This is a genomic window from Streptomyces sp. S4.7, from assembly GCF_010384365.1.
Classification (GTDB): Bacteria; Actinomycetota; Actinomycetes; order Streptomycetales; family Streptomycetaceae; genus Streptomyces.
In genome coordinates, this window is the sequence record NZ_CP048397.1 from 328,406 (window position 1) to 344,173 (window position 15,768).

General features: G+C 70.0%; 12 protein-coding genes and 2 pseudogenes. 5 read left to right on the forward strand and 9 right to left on the reverse strand.

The annotated features are described in order from the left end of the window. The 5 genes from mmsA to SSPS47_RS35090 all read right to left on the reverse strand — a co-directional run bounded on the left by mmsA (position 1) and on the right by SSPS47_RS35090 (position 5,923). Positions 1 to 1,542 (reverse strand): multiple monosaccharide ABC transporter ATP-binding protein, encoded by a 1,542-nt coding sequence (gene mmsA / locus SSPS47_RS01285; protein ID WP_164247871.1) that lies wholly within the window; start codon positions 1,540 to 1,542, stop codon positions 1 to 3. Further along, the gene (gene chvE, locus SSPS47_RS01290; protein WP_164247874.1) at positions 1,539 to 2,654 is read right to left on the reverse strand and encodes a multiple monosaccharide ABC transporter substrate-binding protein; all 1,116 of its coding nucleotides are present in this window, start codon (positions 2,652 to 2,654) and stop codon (positions 1,539 to 1,541) included. The genes mmsA and chvE overlap by 4 nt, the downstream gene beginning before the upstream one ends. Before the next feature lie 12 nt (positions 2,655 to 2,666). Continuing rightward, positions 2,667 to 3,632 (reverse strand): hypothetical protein, encoded by a 966-nt coding sequence (locus tag SSPS47_RS01295; protein ID WP_164247877.1) that lies wholly within the window; start codon positions 3,630 to 3,632, stop codon positions 2,667 to 2,669. Between the two features lie 117 nt (positions 3,633 to 3,749). Then, positions 3,750 to 4,763, reverse strand: coding sequence for an alcohol dehydrogenase catalytic domain-containing protein (locus tag SSPS47_RS01300; protein ID WP_239064722.1), 1,014 nt, complete (start codon positions 4,761 to 4,763; stop codon positions 3,750 to 3,752). Beyond that, positions 4,760 to 5,923, reverse strand: a complete 1,164-nt coding sequence (locus tag SSPS47_RS35090) for a mandelate racemase/muconate lactonizing enzyme family protein (protein WP_164247895.1) — start codon at positions 5,921 to 5,923, stop codon at positions 4,760 to 4,762. Before SSPS47_RS35090 ends, SSPS47_RS01300 begins: the two co-directional genes overlap by 4 nt. A 184-nt stretch (positions 5,924 to 6,107) precedes the next feature. Here SSPS47_RS35090 and SSPS47_RS01310 point away from each other — a divergent pair, with 184 nt between their 5' ends. The 4 genes from SSPS47_RS01310 (at position 6,108) to SSPS47_RS01325 (ending at position 12,497) form a co-directional block, all read left to right on the forward strand. Next, positions 6,108 to 6,875 (forward strand): IclR family transcriptional regulator, encoded by a 768-nt coding sequence (locus SSPS47_RS01310; RefSeq protein WP_164247898.1) that lies wholly within the window; start codon positions 6,108 to 6,110, stop codon positions 6,873 to 6,875. 585 nt (positions 6,876 to 7,460) lie between these two features. After that, positions 7,461 to 10,463 carry a family 16 glycoside hydrolase gene (locus tag SSPS47_RS01315; RefSeq protein WP_164247901.1) on the forward strand — a complete coding sequence of 1,001 codons (3,003 nt, stop codon included), beginning with the start codon at positions 7,461 to 7,463 and terminating at the stop codon, positions 10,461 to 10,463. Between the two features lie 124 nt (positions 10,464 to 10,587). Continuing rightward, positions 10,588 to 11,598: an SPFH domain-containing protein gene (locus SSPS47_RS01320; protein WP_164247903.1), complete on the forward strand. Its 1,011-nt coding sequence runs from the start codon at positions 10,588 to 10,590 to the stop codon at positions 11,596 to 11,598. Next, positions 11,595 to 12,497, forward strand: coding sequence for a hypothetical protein (locus SSPS47_RS01325; protein WP_164247906.1), 903 nt, complete (start codon positions 11,595 to 11,597; stop codon positions 12,495 to 12,497). Before SSPS47_RS01320 ends, SSPS47_RS01325 begins: the two co-directional genes overlap by 4 nt. Before the next feature lie 263 nt (positions 12,498 to 12,760). Here SSPS47_RS01325 and SSPS47_RS01330 read toward each other — a convergent pair. Then, positions 12,761 to 13,321 (reverse strand): annotated as a pseudogene (locus SSPS47_RS01330) (xylosidase); the annotation flags it as partial. Positions 13,322 to 13,521: 200 nt separating this feature from the next. On the opposite strand from SSPS47_RS01330, the gene SSPS47_RS01335 reads away from it, so the two are divergent. Next, positions 13,522 to 13,914, forward strand: a complete 393-nt coding sequence (locus SSPS47_RS01335) for a hypothetical protein (protein ID WP_164247909.1) — start codon at positions 13,522 to 13,524, stop codon at positions 13,912 to 13,914. A gap of 9 nt (positions 13,915 to 13,923) precedes the next feature. On the opposite strand, the gene SSPS47_RS01340 is transcribed toward SSPS47_RS01335, so the two are convergent. From SSPS47_RS01340 to SSPS47_RS01350, 3 genes and pseudogenes are all read right to left on the reverse strand, one after another. Further along, complete coding sequence (locus SSPS47_RS01340) at positions 13,924 to 14,208, reverse strand: hypothetical protein (RefSeq protein ID WP_164247911.1); 285 nt, start codon at positions 14,206 to 14,208, stop codon at positions 13,924 to 13,926. 132 nt (positions 14,209 to 14,340) lie between these two features. Next, positions 14,341 to 14,712, reverse strand: a complete 372-nt coding sequence (locus SSPS47_RS01345; RefSeq protein ID WP_147876166.1) for a hypothetical protein — start codon at positions 14,710 to 14,712, stop codon at positions 14,341 to 14,343. 83 nt (positions 14,713 to 14,795) lie between these two features. After that, positions 14,796 to 15,423: pseudogene (locus SSPS47_RS01350) on the reverse strand (hypothetical protein). Positions 15,424 to 15,768 lie beyond the last annotated feature (345 nt).

A 15,768-nucleotide genomic window follows, 5' to 3' on the forward strand; every position in this document is an offset into this window, starting at 1 on the left:
CTACCTCGTGTTCCTGGTCATGTGGCGCATCAGCACTTCCTGGGTCGCGTCCGCGCGCCGGATCTCACCGGTGAGCCGGCCGGCGGCCATCGTGTAGAGGCGGTCGCACATCCCCAGCAGCTCCGGGAGTTCGGAGGAGATGAAGACGACGGCCTTGCCCTGCGCGGCGAGCCGGTCGATGACGGTGTAGATCTCGTACTTGGCGCCGACGTCGATCCCGCGGGTGGGTTCGTCGAGCAGAAGCACCTCGGGCCCGGCGAAGATCCACTTGCTGAGGACGACCTTCTGCTGGTTGCCGCCGGAGAGCCGGCCGGCCTGTTCGAAGACGGTCGGTGCCTTGATGTTCATACTGGTGCGGTAGGACTCGGCGACGCGGGTCTCCTCGTGCTCGTCCACGATCCCGCGCCGCGCGACCTTCGACAGGGCGCTGAGGGTGATGTTGCGGCCGATGGTGTCGATGAGGTTGAGCCCGTACTGCTTGCGGTCCTCGGTGACGTACGCGATGCCGTGTTCCACCGCCTGTGGCACGGTCTTCGTGACGATCTCCCGGCCGTCCTTGAAGACGGTCCCGCTGATGTTGCGGCCGTAGGAGCGCCCGAAAACGCTCATGGCGAGTTCGGTGCGGCCGGCGCCCATCAGACCGGCGATGCCGACGATCTCGCCGCGGCGGACATGGATCGAGACGTTGTCGACCACCTTGCGCTGCTGGTCGATCGGGTGGTGCACGGTCCAGTCGCGGATCTCCAGTGCGGGGCGTGCCCCGGGATCCCCGTCGTACGGGGTGCGTTCGGGGAAGCGGTGATCGAGGTCGCGGCCCACCATGCCGCGGATGATGCGGTCCTCGGTGGTCGACTCGGCCCGCACGTCGAGGGTCTCGATGGTGCGTCCGTCGCGGAGGATGGTGACGGAGTCGGCGACCTCCGCGATCTCGTTGAGCTTGTGCGAGATGATGATGGAGGTGATGCCCTGCCCCTGCAACTCTCTTATCAGACGCAGAAGTTCAGCACTGTCCCCGTCGTTGAGCGCGGCGGTCGGCTCGTCGAGGATGAGCAGCTTCACCTCCTTGGCGAGTGCTTTCGCGATCTCCACCAACTGCTGCTTGCCCACGCCGATGTCGGCGACGCGGGTCTGCGGGTGCTCGGCGAGTCCCACCCGCTTCAGCAGCGCGGCGGCATGCCTCAGGGTCTCGTTCCAGCTGATGATCCCGTGTCGCGCGTGCTCGTTGCCGAGGAAGATGTTCTCCGCGATCGACAAGTACGGTACGAGGGCCAGCTCCTGATGGATGATCACGATGCCGCGCGCCTCGCTGGCGCCGATGTCCTTGAACGCGCACGGGGAGCCCTGGAAAAGGATCTCACCCTGGTAACTGCCGTGCGGATGGACCCCGCTGAGGACCTTCATCAGGGTGGACTTGCCCGCGCCGTTCTCGCCGCAGATGGCGTGCACCTCCCCCGGCGCGACGTTGAGCGTGACGTCGGAGAGCGCCTTGACCCCGGGGAAGGTCTTGACGATGGAGCGCATCTCCAGGACGGGTGCGGTCACTTCAGGTCACTCGCCTTGATGTAGCCGGAGTCGACCAGAACGGACCGGTAGTTGGCCTTGTCGACGCTGACCGGGTCCAGCAGGTAGGACGGGACGACCTTCTTCTCGTTGTCGTACGTCGTCTCGTCGTTGACCTCGGGCTTCTTGTCGTTGAGTACCGCGTCGGCCATCTGCGCAGCCTGCTTGGCCAGCGCTCGGAAGTCCTTGAAGACGGTCTGTGTCTGCTGCCCGGCGATGATGGACTTGACCGAGGCGACCTCCGCGTCCTGCCCGGTGACGATCGGGTACGGCTTGGCGGCGGTGCCGTAGCCGTCGGACTTCAGGGCCGACAGGATGCCGATGGAGATGCCGTCGTAGGGCGAGAGCACGGCGTCCACGTCGTCGGAGCCGTAGGCCTTGGTCAGCAGGTCGTCCATCCGCCGCTGGGCGGCGCCGCCGTCCCAGCGGAGCGTGGTGATCTGGTCGAGCTGGGTCTGGCCGCTCTTCACGACGAGCTGCTTCTTGTCGATGTACGGCTTGAGGGTCTTCCAGGCGCCCTGGAAGAAGTAGCGGGTGTTGTTGTCGTCGGACGAGCCGGCGAACAGCTCGATGTTGAAGGGCCCCTGGTCGTCGCCGCCGTCCTTCAGGCCGAGCTTGTCGATGAGGTAGGTCGCCTGAAGCACACCGACCCTCTGGTTGTCGAACGACGCGTAGTAGTCGACGTTCTCGGTGCCGAGGATGAGCCGGTCGTAGGAGATGACCTTGATGCCCTGGTCGGCGGCCTGGCCGAGGACGTCGCCGAGGGCCCGGCCGTCGATGGAGGCGACGACGAGGACGTCGACCCCCTTGGTGATCATGTTCTCGATCTGGGAGACCTGCTGGTCGACGTCGTCCTCGCCGTACTGGAGGTCGGTCTTGTAGCCGAGCTTCTTGAACTCGGCGACCATGTTGCGGCCGTCGGCGATCCAGCGTTCGGAGGATTTGGTCGGCATCGCGATGCCGACGGTGGCGCCCTTCCCGCCCTTCTTCTCCTCCTTGCTCCCGCCCTCGCCGCTCTGGCCGCAGGCGGTCAGCGCGAGGGCGAGCGAGGTGACGACGACGGTGAGTGCGGCGCGGCTGGTGCGCATGGTCATCAGTCCTTGTCCTTAAGGAAGCGGGAATCGGTTGAGCGGTCCGGGGTGGCGGGAGCCGAGCGGCGACATGCCGCCGCCGGCGCCGTGCCGGGCGAGCAGATCGAGGACGAGCCGCCCTCGTCGTACGCGTTCGCGTGCGGTGGCCAGGGTGATCTCACGAAGATGGCCGCCGTACGGGTAGATGCCGGGCGCCTTGGAGAGACCGAACTTCAGATACAGGGGCGCGCCTCGCCGGATCAGTTCGGCGGTCTCGTACATGCGGACGTAGCCGCCGAGGTCGTCGGGTGCCTCGATGTAGAGGTCCATCGGGGCTCGGCTGGCACGGCGGATCTCGGTGAAGTGGGCGAGTGCGAGATCGGATGGAATGTTCAGCGAGTCGGCGCCGAGGCGCTCGTAGACCGTGTACGAGGCGGGGTTGACCGGCCCGATGAGCGCCGACACCTTCAGGGTGGTGTCGGCGGGCAGGACGCCTCGGGTACGGAGCCGGTGCAGCGACCAGAGCACGCCCTCGTCGGCGACGAGCAGGCACTTGACGCCCAACTCGGCCGCGCGCAGGGCGTCTTCGACACACCCGGCGACGGCGTCGTGGCCACGGGCGCGCAGACCGCCGCCGCCGGAGTCGGTACGGGTGGCGGCGCCGATGTCCCACGTGCCGCGGGGGCCGGTGAACAGGCACAGTTCGATGTCCCGCGCCGCGCAGGCGCCGGCCATCTCGGTGATCTCGTCGTCCGTGAGCATCCAGACGCCGCTGCCCTGGCTGATCCGGTGGATCGGCACATCGAGGCGGGAGGACTCCTTGAGGACTTCGGTGAGGGCTTCGGGGCCCTCGACGGAGGGGATCTCGGTGCGCCAGGTGCCGCCGTCGGGGAAGGTGTGCGGGGACGCGTCTGCGGGGTGGCCGTCGGGGGCGGCGAGGTCGAGCGCGGCGAGCGCCCGCTCACCGGGGCGGCGGGGGCCGTGGGCTGGTGCGTCGGTCAACGGACATGTCCTTCGGTCGCTGCCTGTCGGTATTTGAGGGCGTTTTCAGTGTTCGGTATTTCGAACCACGTTCGGCGTTCACACCGCGGCGGCTTCACTGGGCGCCCGTGCGGCGGGTCAAGGGCGCAGCAGCACCTTCCCCGTACCGGGGTCGCCGCCGCCGACGAGCGCGACCGCCTCGGCGTACCGCTCCAGCGGGAACTCGTGGGTGATCAGCGGACCGGGATCGAGCAGGCCGGCCGTGAAGGCGCGTACGGCGAAGGACCAGGCGGCGGACGGGGCGCCGAAGACGCTGCGTACGGTCAGCTGGCTCAGCGACAGATGGACCGGGTCGATCCCGGTCGCGCCGGCCGCGAACATCCCGGTGAGGACGACCCGGCCGCCGCGCCGCGCCAGCAGGCAGGAGGAGGCCGCGGTGGTGGGCGCGCCGGCCGTCTCCAGTACCAGGTCGTAGTGGCCCCGGCGGTGTTCGGCCGCCGTGGGGCCGATGACCTCGTGCGCGCCGAACGCGGGGGCCAGGGCGGCGCGGGCCGTGCGCGGTTCGATCACGGTCAGTTCGCCGGGCGCGTACGCGGCGAGGAACTGTACGGCGAGCAGGCCGAGCGTGCCGGCGCCCACCACGGCGATCCGCTCACCGGGCTCCGGGCACCCGGCCCGTACGGCTCCGGCGACGACGGCGGCGGGCTCCAGGAGCGCGGCGGCGCGCAGGTCGGCGTCGTCGGCCAGGGGGTGCAACAGCCGTGCGGGGACGGTGACATGGTCGGCGAACGCGCCGGGCCGGGTGAAGCCCGTCTCGTCGTAGCCGCCGGCGCAGAGCGACGTGTCGCCGGCACGGCACCGGTCGCAGACGCCGCAGGCACGGAAGCCCTCGGCGACGGTGCGCCTGCCGACGAGCGCCGGGTCGCCCCCCTCCCCCACGGACTCGACCGTCCCGGACCATTCGTGGCCGGGGGTGACGGGGTAGCGGACGTACCCGGGGTCCCGGTGGCCGGCGTACACCTCGCGGTCGCTCAGACAGATCCCGGCGGCGGCGACCTTCACCAGCACCTCGCCGGGGCCGGGGACCGGCCGCTCGCCCTCGACGAGCCGATGGGTCCCGGGCCGGTCCACGACGACGGCGCGGCTGCTCACCGTGCCGCCTTGGGGCCGCGCTTCTCCCAGCCCTCGGCCCAGAGGTCGAACCGGGCCTGCTGCTGCGGGAATTCGGCCGCCGCGTCGGCGTCGAACTCGACGCCGAGACCTGGCGCGTGGGAGATCTCGAAGCATCCCGTCTCCGGGTCGACCTCGGGCGCGCCCGTGACGATCTTCTTGATCTCCGCGTCGGCGAAGTCGTTGAAGTGCTCCAGGATCTTGAAGTTCGGTGTACAGGCCGCCAGTTGGAGGCTGGCGGCCGTCAGCACGGAGCCGCCGACGTTGTGCGGGGCCACCAGCACGTAGTGCGTCTCGGCGGTCGCCGCGAGCTTCCTTGTCTCCAGGATCCCGCCGATGTGGCCGACGTCCGGCTGGATGATGTCGGCGGCCTGCGAGGCGAACAGCTCACGGAACTCGATGCGGTCGTGGATGCGTTCGCCGGTCGCCACGGGGATGTCCACCTTCCCGGCGACCTTGCTCAGCGCCTGAAGGTTCTCCGGCGGTACGGGCTCCTCCAGCCACGCCGGGTCGTACGGGGCCAGTTCGCGCGCCAGCCGTACGGCGGTCGCCGGACTGAACCGTCCGTGCATCTCCAGCATCAGCTCGGTGTCGGGGCCGATCGCGTCCCGCACCGCCTCGATGAGCGACACCGCGTAGCCGGTGCCGGCCCGGTCCAGTTCGAAGTGGCCGGTGCCGAACGGGTCTATCTTCAGGGCGCGGTAGCCGCGCGCCACGACCGCTTTCGCGGCCTGGTGGTAAGCCTGCGGGGTGCGCTCCGTGGTGTACCAGCCGTTCGCGTACGCCTTGACGCGGTCGGTGACCTTCCCGCCGAGCAACTGCCAGACCGGGACGCCCAGTGCCTTGCCCTTGATGTCCCAGCACGCCATCTCCACCACGGCGATGCCCGACATCACGATCTCGCCGGCCCGCCCGTAGTCGCCGTACTTCATCCGGCGGACCAGGTCCTCGACGGCGAACGGATCGGAGCCGGCGATGTGGTTGGCCTCGGCCTCACGCAGATAGCCCACCAGCGCGTCGGTCCGGCCCAGCATCCGCGTCTCGCCGACGCCGGTCAGCCCCTCGTCGGTATGGACGAGAACGTAGGTGAGGTTACGCCAGGGCGTACCGACGACATGGGTGCTGATTCCCGTGATGCGCACTGCGTTACCCCTGGAGGTTGTACGGATCGGCAGGACTGTCCTGTTCGATATTTCGTCACGCGTTCGAAATGCTGGCGTGACCGTAAACAGGGAGCCGAGGGGTGTCAATGGGTCACGCAGCAGTTAGCCTTTGTTCGTCATTCCGATCGTTGGTCGGAGTACCGAACATGAGGGGTGGCCGGAGATGGGGCGACTGGTCCCCGCGGTGACGCGGGCGTTCGACATTCTCGAACTGTTCCTGGAGGGCGACGGAAAGCTCTCCGCGCCCGATGTCATCCGCCGGCTCGGCCTGCCGCGCACCACGGTCCACGAACTGCTCACCACCCTCGCCGCGCGCTCCTACCTGGAGGCGATCCCCGAGCAGCAGGGCCGGTACCGGCTCGGTGTGCGCGCCTACCAGCTCGGCAGCCGTTACGCGGAACAGCTCGACCTCGCCGCCGAGGGCGGGCTGGTGGCGCGGGACATCGCGGAGACCTGCGACGAGACGGTGCATGTCGCGATCCTCGAAGACCTCGACGTCATCTACATCGCGAAGGTGGACTCGACGCACACGGTCCGGATGGTCTCGGCCGCCGGCCGCCGACTGCCGGCGCACTGCACCTCGGTGGGCAAGATGCTGCTGGCGTCACTGCCGGAGCCGGAACTCGATGCCCGGCTCACGGGCAGCGAGCTGTCCGCGATGACGGCGAACAGCATCACCGACCCGGCCGTGCTGCGGGCGGCCCTCGCCGAGATCCGGCGGCGCGGCATCGCGGTCGAGCACCGGGAGTCCAACTCGGACGTGAGCTGCGTGGCCGCGCCGGTGCGCGACCGCCGGGGCCAGGTGGTGGCCGCGCTCTCCATCTCCGTCCCGATGATCCGCTGGACGGAGTCCCGCGAGGCGGAGCTGGGGCACTTGGCATCGAAGGGCGCGGAGGCGCTGTCGGCCCGCCTGGGACACCGGTCCGACTAGGCCCTGCCCGACGGCCGGCACGCTCCCCTCCGGGGGTGGGGCGGTTGCGGTTGTCGGTCGTGGGCGGGGTGCGGGGCCTCCGGAGGGGCATGTCCGGACGGCGTGCCCCCGCAGCGGCACCCGGCCACCACCGCGACCACCCCGAGCCCGGCCGGCGATTGAGGCCGAACCCGGCGCCACAGGCGCCTGTCCCGTCGCCGGGCGGGCGGATTTGAAGCCCGGCCGGCGATTGAGGACACCCGACCACCGGGCGGACCCGGTCAACGAGACCGCGCAACCACCAAGCCCGGCCGGCGATTGAGGCCAAAACCGCCCGCACGGCGCGGACCCCGCACCCACCCCCAAGGACTTTTCACTCGTGCGTGGCAAAGTATTTACGATCTCGACAGAAGTCTCTAGTGTTTCGTTCGACGCGTCGACTGGTGGCGTACATGACAGCCCGCCAGCCAACCGTGAACCGCCAGAACACAGCGTCCGCATCCGTTTCCAGACCTCCGTATCCGGATCGAAGGGCTCGCCCCCGGCGGTGAACGCCGCCCACGGGCCAGGGTGTTCTTCCCGGTGCGCGAAGTGCCAGGAGGAAGAATGGATCAAAGACCGAGCCGCCGGCTGCGCAGATGTCTGCTCAGCCTGCTCGCCGTCTCGTTCCTCACCACCGGTCTCGTATCGACTCCGGCCGCCGCCGAGCCCGTCGCCCGTGAACTGCCCCCGCAGGAGCCGGGCGTCACGCTGCGTGTGTTCGACGTGCAGGTGCCGCTGGACAAGATCTGCACCCTGAAGCCCGGCCAGACCCCGAACGTGGACAAGTTGATGCCCACCATCGACTGGTCGTCGACCGAGGACTTCGGTGGGATCGGGGACAATTTCGTGTCCCAGGTCATCGGCAACATCGACGTCCCGCAGGACGGTTCCTACAACTTCCGGCTGACCAGTGACGACGGTTCACGTCTGCTGATCGACGACAAGGTCGCCATCGACCACGACGGTCTGCACGGCGCCGACCCCAAGGACGGCAGCGTCAACCTGACGGCCGGTCACCACGCCCTGCGGATCGACCACTTCGACCGCACCGGCGGCCAGAACATCACTCTCGCCTGGCAGCCCCCGGGAGCCTCCGGCTTCGCCGTCGTGCCCAACTCCGTGCTCAGCACGGACGCCGACGTCGTACGTGTTACGGCGCCCGGCCGCAAGGAGTGCGAGGGCGTCAAGGACTCCCCCGGCGACGGTCTGCCCCTGACCGACGTGCACCCCAACTACACGCTCACCGATCTGCGGCCGAGCGGCTTCGAGCCGCAGGTCACGGCGATGGACTGGCTGCCCGACGGCCGGCTCGCCGTCACCACCTGGGGTGGTACGGACAACGAGACGGGCGAGGTCTACCTCCTCAGCGATGTCACGGGCAGCACCGGGCCGGAGAAGGTCAAGGCCAAGAAGGTGGCCGAGGGCCTCAAGGAGCCGCAGGGAATCAAGTACGTCGACGGCTCGCTGTACGTGTCGCAGAAGGACGAGCTGACGGAGCTTCAGGACACCGACGGCGACGACGTCACGGACACCTACCGGAAGGTCGCGACCTGGCCGTTCGGCGGGAACTTCCACGAGTTCGCGTTCGGTCTGCTCTACAAGGACGGCTTCTTCTATCTGAACCTGTCGGTCTCGATCAACCTGGGCGGGGCGACCACGGACCCGCAGCCCGCGAAGAACCGCGGTTCCACCATTAAGGTGAACAAGGAGACCGGCGAGGTCAGTTATGTCGCAGGCGGCCTCCGTACCCCCAACGGCATCGGCTGGGGTCCCGAGGGCGACATCTTCGTGACCGACAACCAGGGCGGCTGGCTGCCCTCGTCGAAGCTCGTCCACGTCAAGCAGGACCGCTTCTTCAACCACTACACGAACCCCGCCGGCCCCTTCGACACCCAGCCGGTCACCAAGCCCGTGCTGTGGCTGCCGCAGAACGAGATCGCCAACTCCCCCAGCACACCGCTGCTGTTGGAGGAGGGACCGTTCGCCGGACAGATGGTCTTCGGTGACGTCACGTACGGCGGTCTCCAGCGCGGGTACCTGGAGAAGGTCAAGGGCGAGTACCAGGGCGCCGTCTTCCGTATGACCCAGGGCCTCGAAGCCGGCGTCAACCGCATCAGCATGGGCCCGGACGGTGCCATCTACGCGGGCGGTCTGGGCGCCGGCGGCAACTGGGGCCAGGAGGGCAAACTCTCCTACGGCCTCCAGAAGTTGACGCCCAACGGCGACAAGGCGTTCGACATCCTGGCGATGCGTGCCAAGCCGGGAGGCTTCGAGCTCGAATACACCAAGCCGCTCTCCGCCGAGACCATCGCCGAACTCGTCGACCGCTACGAGGTCGAGCAGTGGTACTACGCGCCGACGCCCGACTACGGCGGCCCCAAGATCGACGAGGAGACGCTGAAGATCCAGTCGGCCACCGTGTCCGCCGACGGCAAGAAGGTCACCCTCGCGATCGACGGACTCAAGTCCAACCGCGTGGTGCACGTGCGTTCGCCCCGGCCGTTCAGCGCCGAGGGCGGCGAGACGCTGTGGAGCACCGAGGCCTGGTACACCCTCAACTCGCTCGTCGGGGCCGAGGAGCCGACGAAGACGCTGTACGAGGCGGAGGAGGCGGCGCTGACCGGCGGCGCGCGGGTCGACACCGAGCACGCGGGCCACTCGGGCGGCGGCTTCGTGGACAGTTACGGGACGCAGGGCGCCACCACCACGTTCGATGTGCGGACGACGCGGGCCGGCAAGTACGACGTGGCGCTGCGCTACGCCAACGGCCCGAATCCCTTCGTCGGCGACAAGACGGTGAGCCTCTACCTCAACGGCCGCAAGATGAAACAGACGGTCCTGCCGAGCACCGGGAAGTGGGACGGCTGGGCGACGGTGACGGAGTCACTGCCGCTGAGCCGCGGGGCCAACACCATCGCGTACCGCTACGACAGCGGTGACACCGGCCATGTCAATCTCGACCTGATCACCGTCCATCCCAAGGACAGCCGCATCACGCTGTTCGACGGGAAGGACCGGTCGCAGTGGCAGCACACCGACGGCAGCGACGTCCGCTGGCCGCTGGCCGACGACGGCGCGATGGAGGTCTGCTGCGGTGACATCCGCACCAAACAGTCGTTCCAGGACTTCAAGTTGCACATCGAGTTCCGGGTACCGCAACTGCCACCGGATGTGACCGGCCAGGACCGCGGGAACAGCGGTGTGTATCTCCAGGAGCGGTACGAGGTCCAGATCCTGGACTCGTTCGGCAAGGAGCAGTTGGCCGACAACGACGCGGCCGCGATCTATCTGAAGAAGGCGGCGGATCTCAACGCGTCGACCGCGCCGGAGACGTGGCAGACGTACGAGATCACGTTCCGCGCCGCCCGCTTCGGCGCCGACGGGAAGAAGACCGAGGACGCCCGCGTCAGCGTGGTGTGGAACGGCAAGACCGTCCACGACGACGTGGCCGTCAACGGTCCGACGGGTGCCGGCGCTCCGGAGACCACGGCCTCGGGCGCCATCCGCCTCCAGGACCACGGGAACAAGGTGCGTTACCGCAACATCTGGATCGAGCCGACGGCCTAGAAGGTTTGGCCCCTCTCCGCCCTCTCCTCGCGCCCGACCGGCCGGGGAGAGGGCGGACCGCTTTCGTCACGTTGACGATATTGCGGCCTCTTCGATATCGTCACGTCGACGAGAAGAGGTCATCATGGCTGACATCACCAAGCGCCCCGGCTGGCGCCATCTCCGCTCCGCCCCCACCGCCCACATCCGTCACCACCGGCGGGGCCGGCTCGTCCACGACGGTCCGGGGCTGAGCTTCTGGTTCCGGGCGCTGTCCGCGGCGCTCTCCGAAGTGCCGGTCAACGACCGGGAACTGGCGATGGCCTTCCATGCCCGCACCGCCGACTTCCAGGACGTCACCGTCCAGGCCACCGTGACGTACCGGATCAGCGATCCCGCGCTCGCCTCGGCCCGGCTGGACTTCTCCCTCGACCCCGACACCGGCGCCTGGCGCGGCGCCCCGCTCGAACAGATCTCGACCCTGCTCACCGGGACGGCCCAGCAGCACGCGCTGGACGTCCTGGCCCGTACGCCCCTGGCCGCCGCGCTGTCCGACGGCGTCGCCGCCGTACGCGACCGGATCGACGCCGGGCTGGCGGCCGAACCCCGGCTCCCCGCCACGGGCCTTGAGGTGGTGACCGTGCGGGTCGTCGCCGTCCGGCCGGAGGCCGAGGTGGAGCGCGCGCTGCGCACACCGGCGCGCGAGCAGATCCAGCAGGAGGCGGACCGGGCGACCTACGAACGACGCGCCGTCGCGGTGCAGCGGGAGCGGGCCATCGCCGAGAACGAACTCGCCAGCCAGATCGAACTGGCCCGCCAGGAGGAGCAGTTGGTCGAGCAGCGCGGCACCAACGCCCGCCGCGAGGCCGAGGAGAGCGCGGCGGCCGACGCCGTACGCACGGAGGCCGAGGCGGAGCGTCGCGTCCGGCTGGCCACCGCGGACGCCGACGCGGCCCGCAGGACCGGCGAGGCACGGGCGGCGGCCCAGGCGCAGTGGCTGCGGGTGCACGGCGAGGCGGACGCGGCGACGCTGCGCGCGCTGGCCGTCGAGCGGCTCGCGGAGAATCTGCCGCGCGTCGACAGCGTCACCGTGTCCCCCGACGTGCTGACCGGTCTGCTGGCCGCACTCGGACGCCAGGACGGGGAGCGGGCGTGACGCTCGCGCCGCGGGCCGTGCTGGTCCACCGCACCACCGAGTACGAGGAGTTGCTCGCCCGGCACGGCACCCACGGCCAGGCGGCGTTCTTCCTCTCCTCCCGGGACCGGGACATCCGCGAGGTCGCCGAGCGGCACCACCGCACGCTGCGGGCGCTCGGCGACGTCGCCGCGGCCGTCCCGCACCGGTGGCGGCAGAGCCGGGTCGAGCGCGCGGACCTGGACCGGTTCCTCTTCGGTCCGGAGGACGTCGTGGTGGTGGTCGGTCAGGACGGGCTGGTCGCGAACGCCGCGAAGTACCTCGCCGGGCAGCCCGTGGTGGGCATCGACACCGACCCCGGCCGCAATCCGGGCGTGCTGGTCCGCCATCGCGCCGCCGACGCGGGCGCACTCCTCGAGGCGGCAGTCGCCGCGGGGCGCGGCGTCGAGGAACTCACCATGGTGGAGGCGGTCGCCGACGACAGCCAGCGGCTGCTCGCGCTCAACGAGATCTGCCTCGGACCCCCGGGACACCAGACGGTCCGCTACCGGCTGAGCACCGACGACCAGGCGCCGCCCGCGCCCGAGGCTCAGGCATCGTCCGGCGTACTCGTCGGCACGGGCACGGGCGCCACCGGATGGCTGCGCTCACTGTGGCACGAACGCGCCAGCACGCTCCCGCTGCCCGACCCCGCCGACCGCCGCCTGCTCTGGTTCGTGCGCGAGGCGTGGCCCTCCCCCACGACCGGAACGTCCCTCGTGTCGGGCGCGCTGACATCCACCGAACGGCTCTGCCTGACCGTCGAGTCCGACCGTCTGATCGCCTTCGGCGACGGCATGGAGTCGGACGCGCTGACACTGACGTGGGGTCAGACGGTGCACGTGGGCATCTCACCGACGACACTGCGCCTGCTGAGCTAGGGCGTGTCCGAAATGTCCCGCAAGTCCTGGCGGGCGTCGGCCCCCGGTCGGCCCGGACCCGGTGTCGTCCTCGGGTCCGGGCCGCCGAGGACGACTCGGTCCGCGTGGACGCTCAGTCCGGAGAACTGACCCGCCGGCCAGCCGGTGTTGGCGGTGATCTGCACCCGTACGTACCGGACGGACGCCGCCGAGGCGAAGGTGACCGTCACGGTGTTCCCGCTCGACGGGTCGAAGACCCGGGCGGGATTGGGCCCGCCGCCGCCCACGACCGGCGGGGTGGGACGGGTCGCGGTCAGCGCCAGCTCGCCCTTCAGCATCCGGCCGCCGTCGCCCGTGAGCCGCAGGTAGTAGTCCGCCGAACAGGCCGTACCGTCCTCGTCCAGCGCCCTGATCCCCGACCCCACCGGGACCTGCGCGGCGGTCTCCGCGGTCTTGGCGATCTGGTTGCCCTCGTTGAACTCGTCGAACATCGAGATGTAGATGCCCTGCACGCCGATCCGGCACATGTTGTAGAACTGCCGCCACATGAAGTCGCCGTGCGCGCGGTGCCCCGACTGGAGGTCGCCGGGCAGGACGCACGGCTGGTAGTCGACCCCGTTGGCGTCGCAGTGGGCCTGGTCGGGCGTGTTGACGTTGGCGTAGAAGTTGTCGGCGCCCGCGATGTCCCCGATCCGGCCGACCATCCACGGCGAGAGCATGTCGAAGGCGTGGTACACGTCGAGATACCCGGGCCGTGAGTCCTCGATGCCGCGCCGCCAGTGCGTGGGCACGCCGCCCATCACATAACAGCCGTCCGCCTTGAACCAGTTGACGACATCGAGGCAGACGGTAGGGACATGACAGTCCACCGGCAAGACAGAAGACTGGAATTTTCCGACTGTTCCACGTCATCCTTCGTGGCATGCGGCGAAATTCCCACTAAGATCCGAGATCCAGGGCGACACAACGAGTCGGCGGACGAGGTGAGTTCGACCGGACACCGGCTCCGGAAACCGCCGGGGCGCCGACCGCGTCCTACTCGTACATGACGGCCAGGCGCTTCTTCCCGACGGCGGCGTCCGCGCTCGGCGCGGCCCGGAAGACCGCGGTCGTCGTGCCCGCCGCGGTGCTCGTGTCGTACATCGACGCGTATCTCGTCCGCGCGAGCACCGGACCGACGGGGTGGCTGTTCGGCACCGAATTCTGGCTGGTCGCGTTGGTGCTCGCGGCGATACCCGTCCTCGGGTGGACCGACGGTGACGAGAGCTGGGTGCGGGTGTTCGTGCTCGACGCCCTCGTCACCGGCGCGGTCGCCGGGCCGCTGCTGCTCTTCCATGGCGCGCTCGTCGCCCTCGTCGCCGTGCCCGCCGTCGCCGTGCTCGGCGTGTCGGGTCTCCTTCTCGCGAGGACGTACGGGGCCGACGACCGCGGCGCCTGACTCGGTTGGTCAGGCCGCCCACTGCCGCGGAAGTGGCGGACGTGATCCGTCGTGCCGGCGCCGGAGTTCCTCCAACGCGACACGGTGACGGTGCAATTGACGGAACGACAGCAACGTGAGCACGGGGAAGGCGAGCACACCGGCCGTGCTGGTCAGCAGCGTCTGCTCGCCGGGGTGGCCCGCCCACAGGGCGGAGACGAGGCACGCGACGGCCAGCACGGACATGCCCGCGTAGGCCCATCGCACCCAGGTCAGCATTCCTGCCTGTTCCTCGGTCAACGGATAGGTGGTCATTCGCCTCGCCTACCCCGAATTCGCGCTGCTACCCACTGACGGCCGCCGTCACACTCGCCGACCCCGGCCGATTCAGGTCACCGGCCGGCGCGGAGGTCCCTGCCGGGGCCGGCGGCACACGCAAGTGCCCGGTCACACGACCTCGCCGGCGCACGCCTCATGGGCGCCGCAGGCGTAGCAGGTGTAGCGCATGCACCCGGTGCACAGCCCGATGTTCTCCAGCCGGTAGGTGTCCCGGCAGCCCTCGCACTCGGCCCGCTCCCGCAGCATGGCCTCCCAGCCGCTTCTGCCGCCGATGAAGTCGTACGAGGCGGCGACGTACTCCGACCACCCGATGTCGTGCTCGGCCCAGCGCCTGCCGTACCAGGAGTACAGCGCGAAGAATGCCTTGCCGGTCACCAGGTGGTCGCTGCCGCGGCCGTCGCGTATCCACTCCTCGACCAGTACGCCGACGCGCTCCTCAAGTGGCGGTCCGGGGCCGAGAACGACGCGGTTGTTCCTCATCGCTGAATTATGCGGTCGGGCACGCTCTCCTCGACAGGTTCGGAATCAGCCTGCCGGGCGGACCCGTTCAGCCTTCGAACCGGTCAGCGGACGACGTCGGCGAGCGGGGTCGCGGGGCGGCCCGTCAGCCGGGGGACAGCGTCGTCGGCCCCGTCCAGTTCGCCCGCCGCGACGGCGGTGTAGGTGGAGACCCAGGCGTCGAGCTGCCAGTCCGGGGCGCCGTAGGAGGCGCGCGAGCGGTACGCCTCCTCGTCGGTCTCCGGCCGGTAGGTGATCGTGCGGCCGGTGGCCGTCGTCAGGACGGCGGCGATCTCGTCGAACGTCAGGGACTGCGGACCGGTCAAGTCGTAGGTGGCGCCCGCGTGTTCGGGGGCGTGGGTGAGGACGGCGGTGGCGGCGTCGGCGATGTCGTCCTGGGCGACGACGGCGGCGCGCCCCTGGCCGGCCGGTCCACGGATGACACCGTCGTCACCGACGAGACCGGGCGTGAAGGCGGACGATGTCGTCCCGGTCGCCGTACGCGCCGGGGACGGCCGTGGCGCCCGGCAGTCGCGGGGCGCGGCCCGGGTCACGGGCGACCAGCCTCTGCGCGATGCCGTCCGCGGCGAGCCGGCGGGCCACGCGCCCGCCGAGACGGCTGGTGGATCCGGTGACGGCGAAGGTGGTGTCCGACGGGAGGCCGGGCGGAAGAACGGGCGGGAGGGACGACATGGTGCTCCTGTCGCGGCGGCGGGCGGTTGATCCGTACCCCGCAGGAATACCAGCCGTCGGGGGTGCGCGTGGAAACCGTCGGCGGCCTGCCCGGCGCGGTGGTGGGCGCGGGACAGGGGGCATCGGTGGCGCCACCCGCAGAAAACCCGGTGCCGCCACCGCGTGGCTCTCGTACACTCGCCACGAACCCGCGCGCCGCACACCGTCGGCGCGCACCGTGACCAGTGAGGGGAGACCTGCCGTGCGCGACCGCACCGCTGTTGTCGTCCCCCCGGCACGGTACGAGGTGATCCTGGTGTCTCGCGGCGCCCGGCTCCGGCTGCGCGGCCGGTACCGGATGTCCGT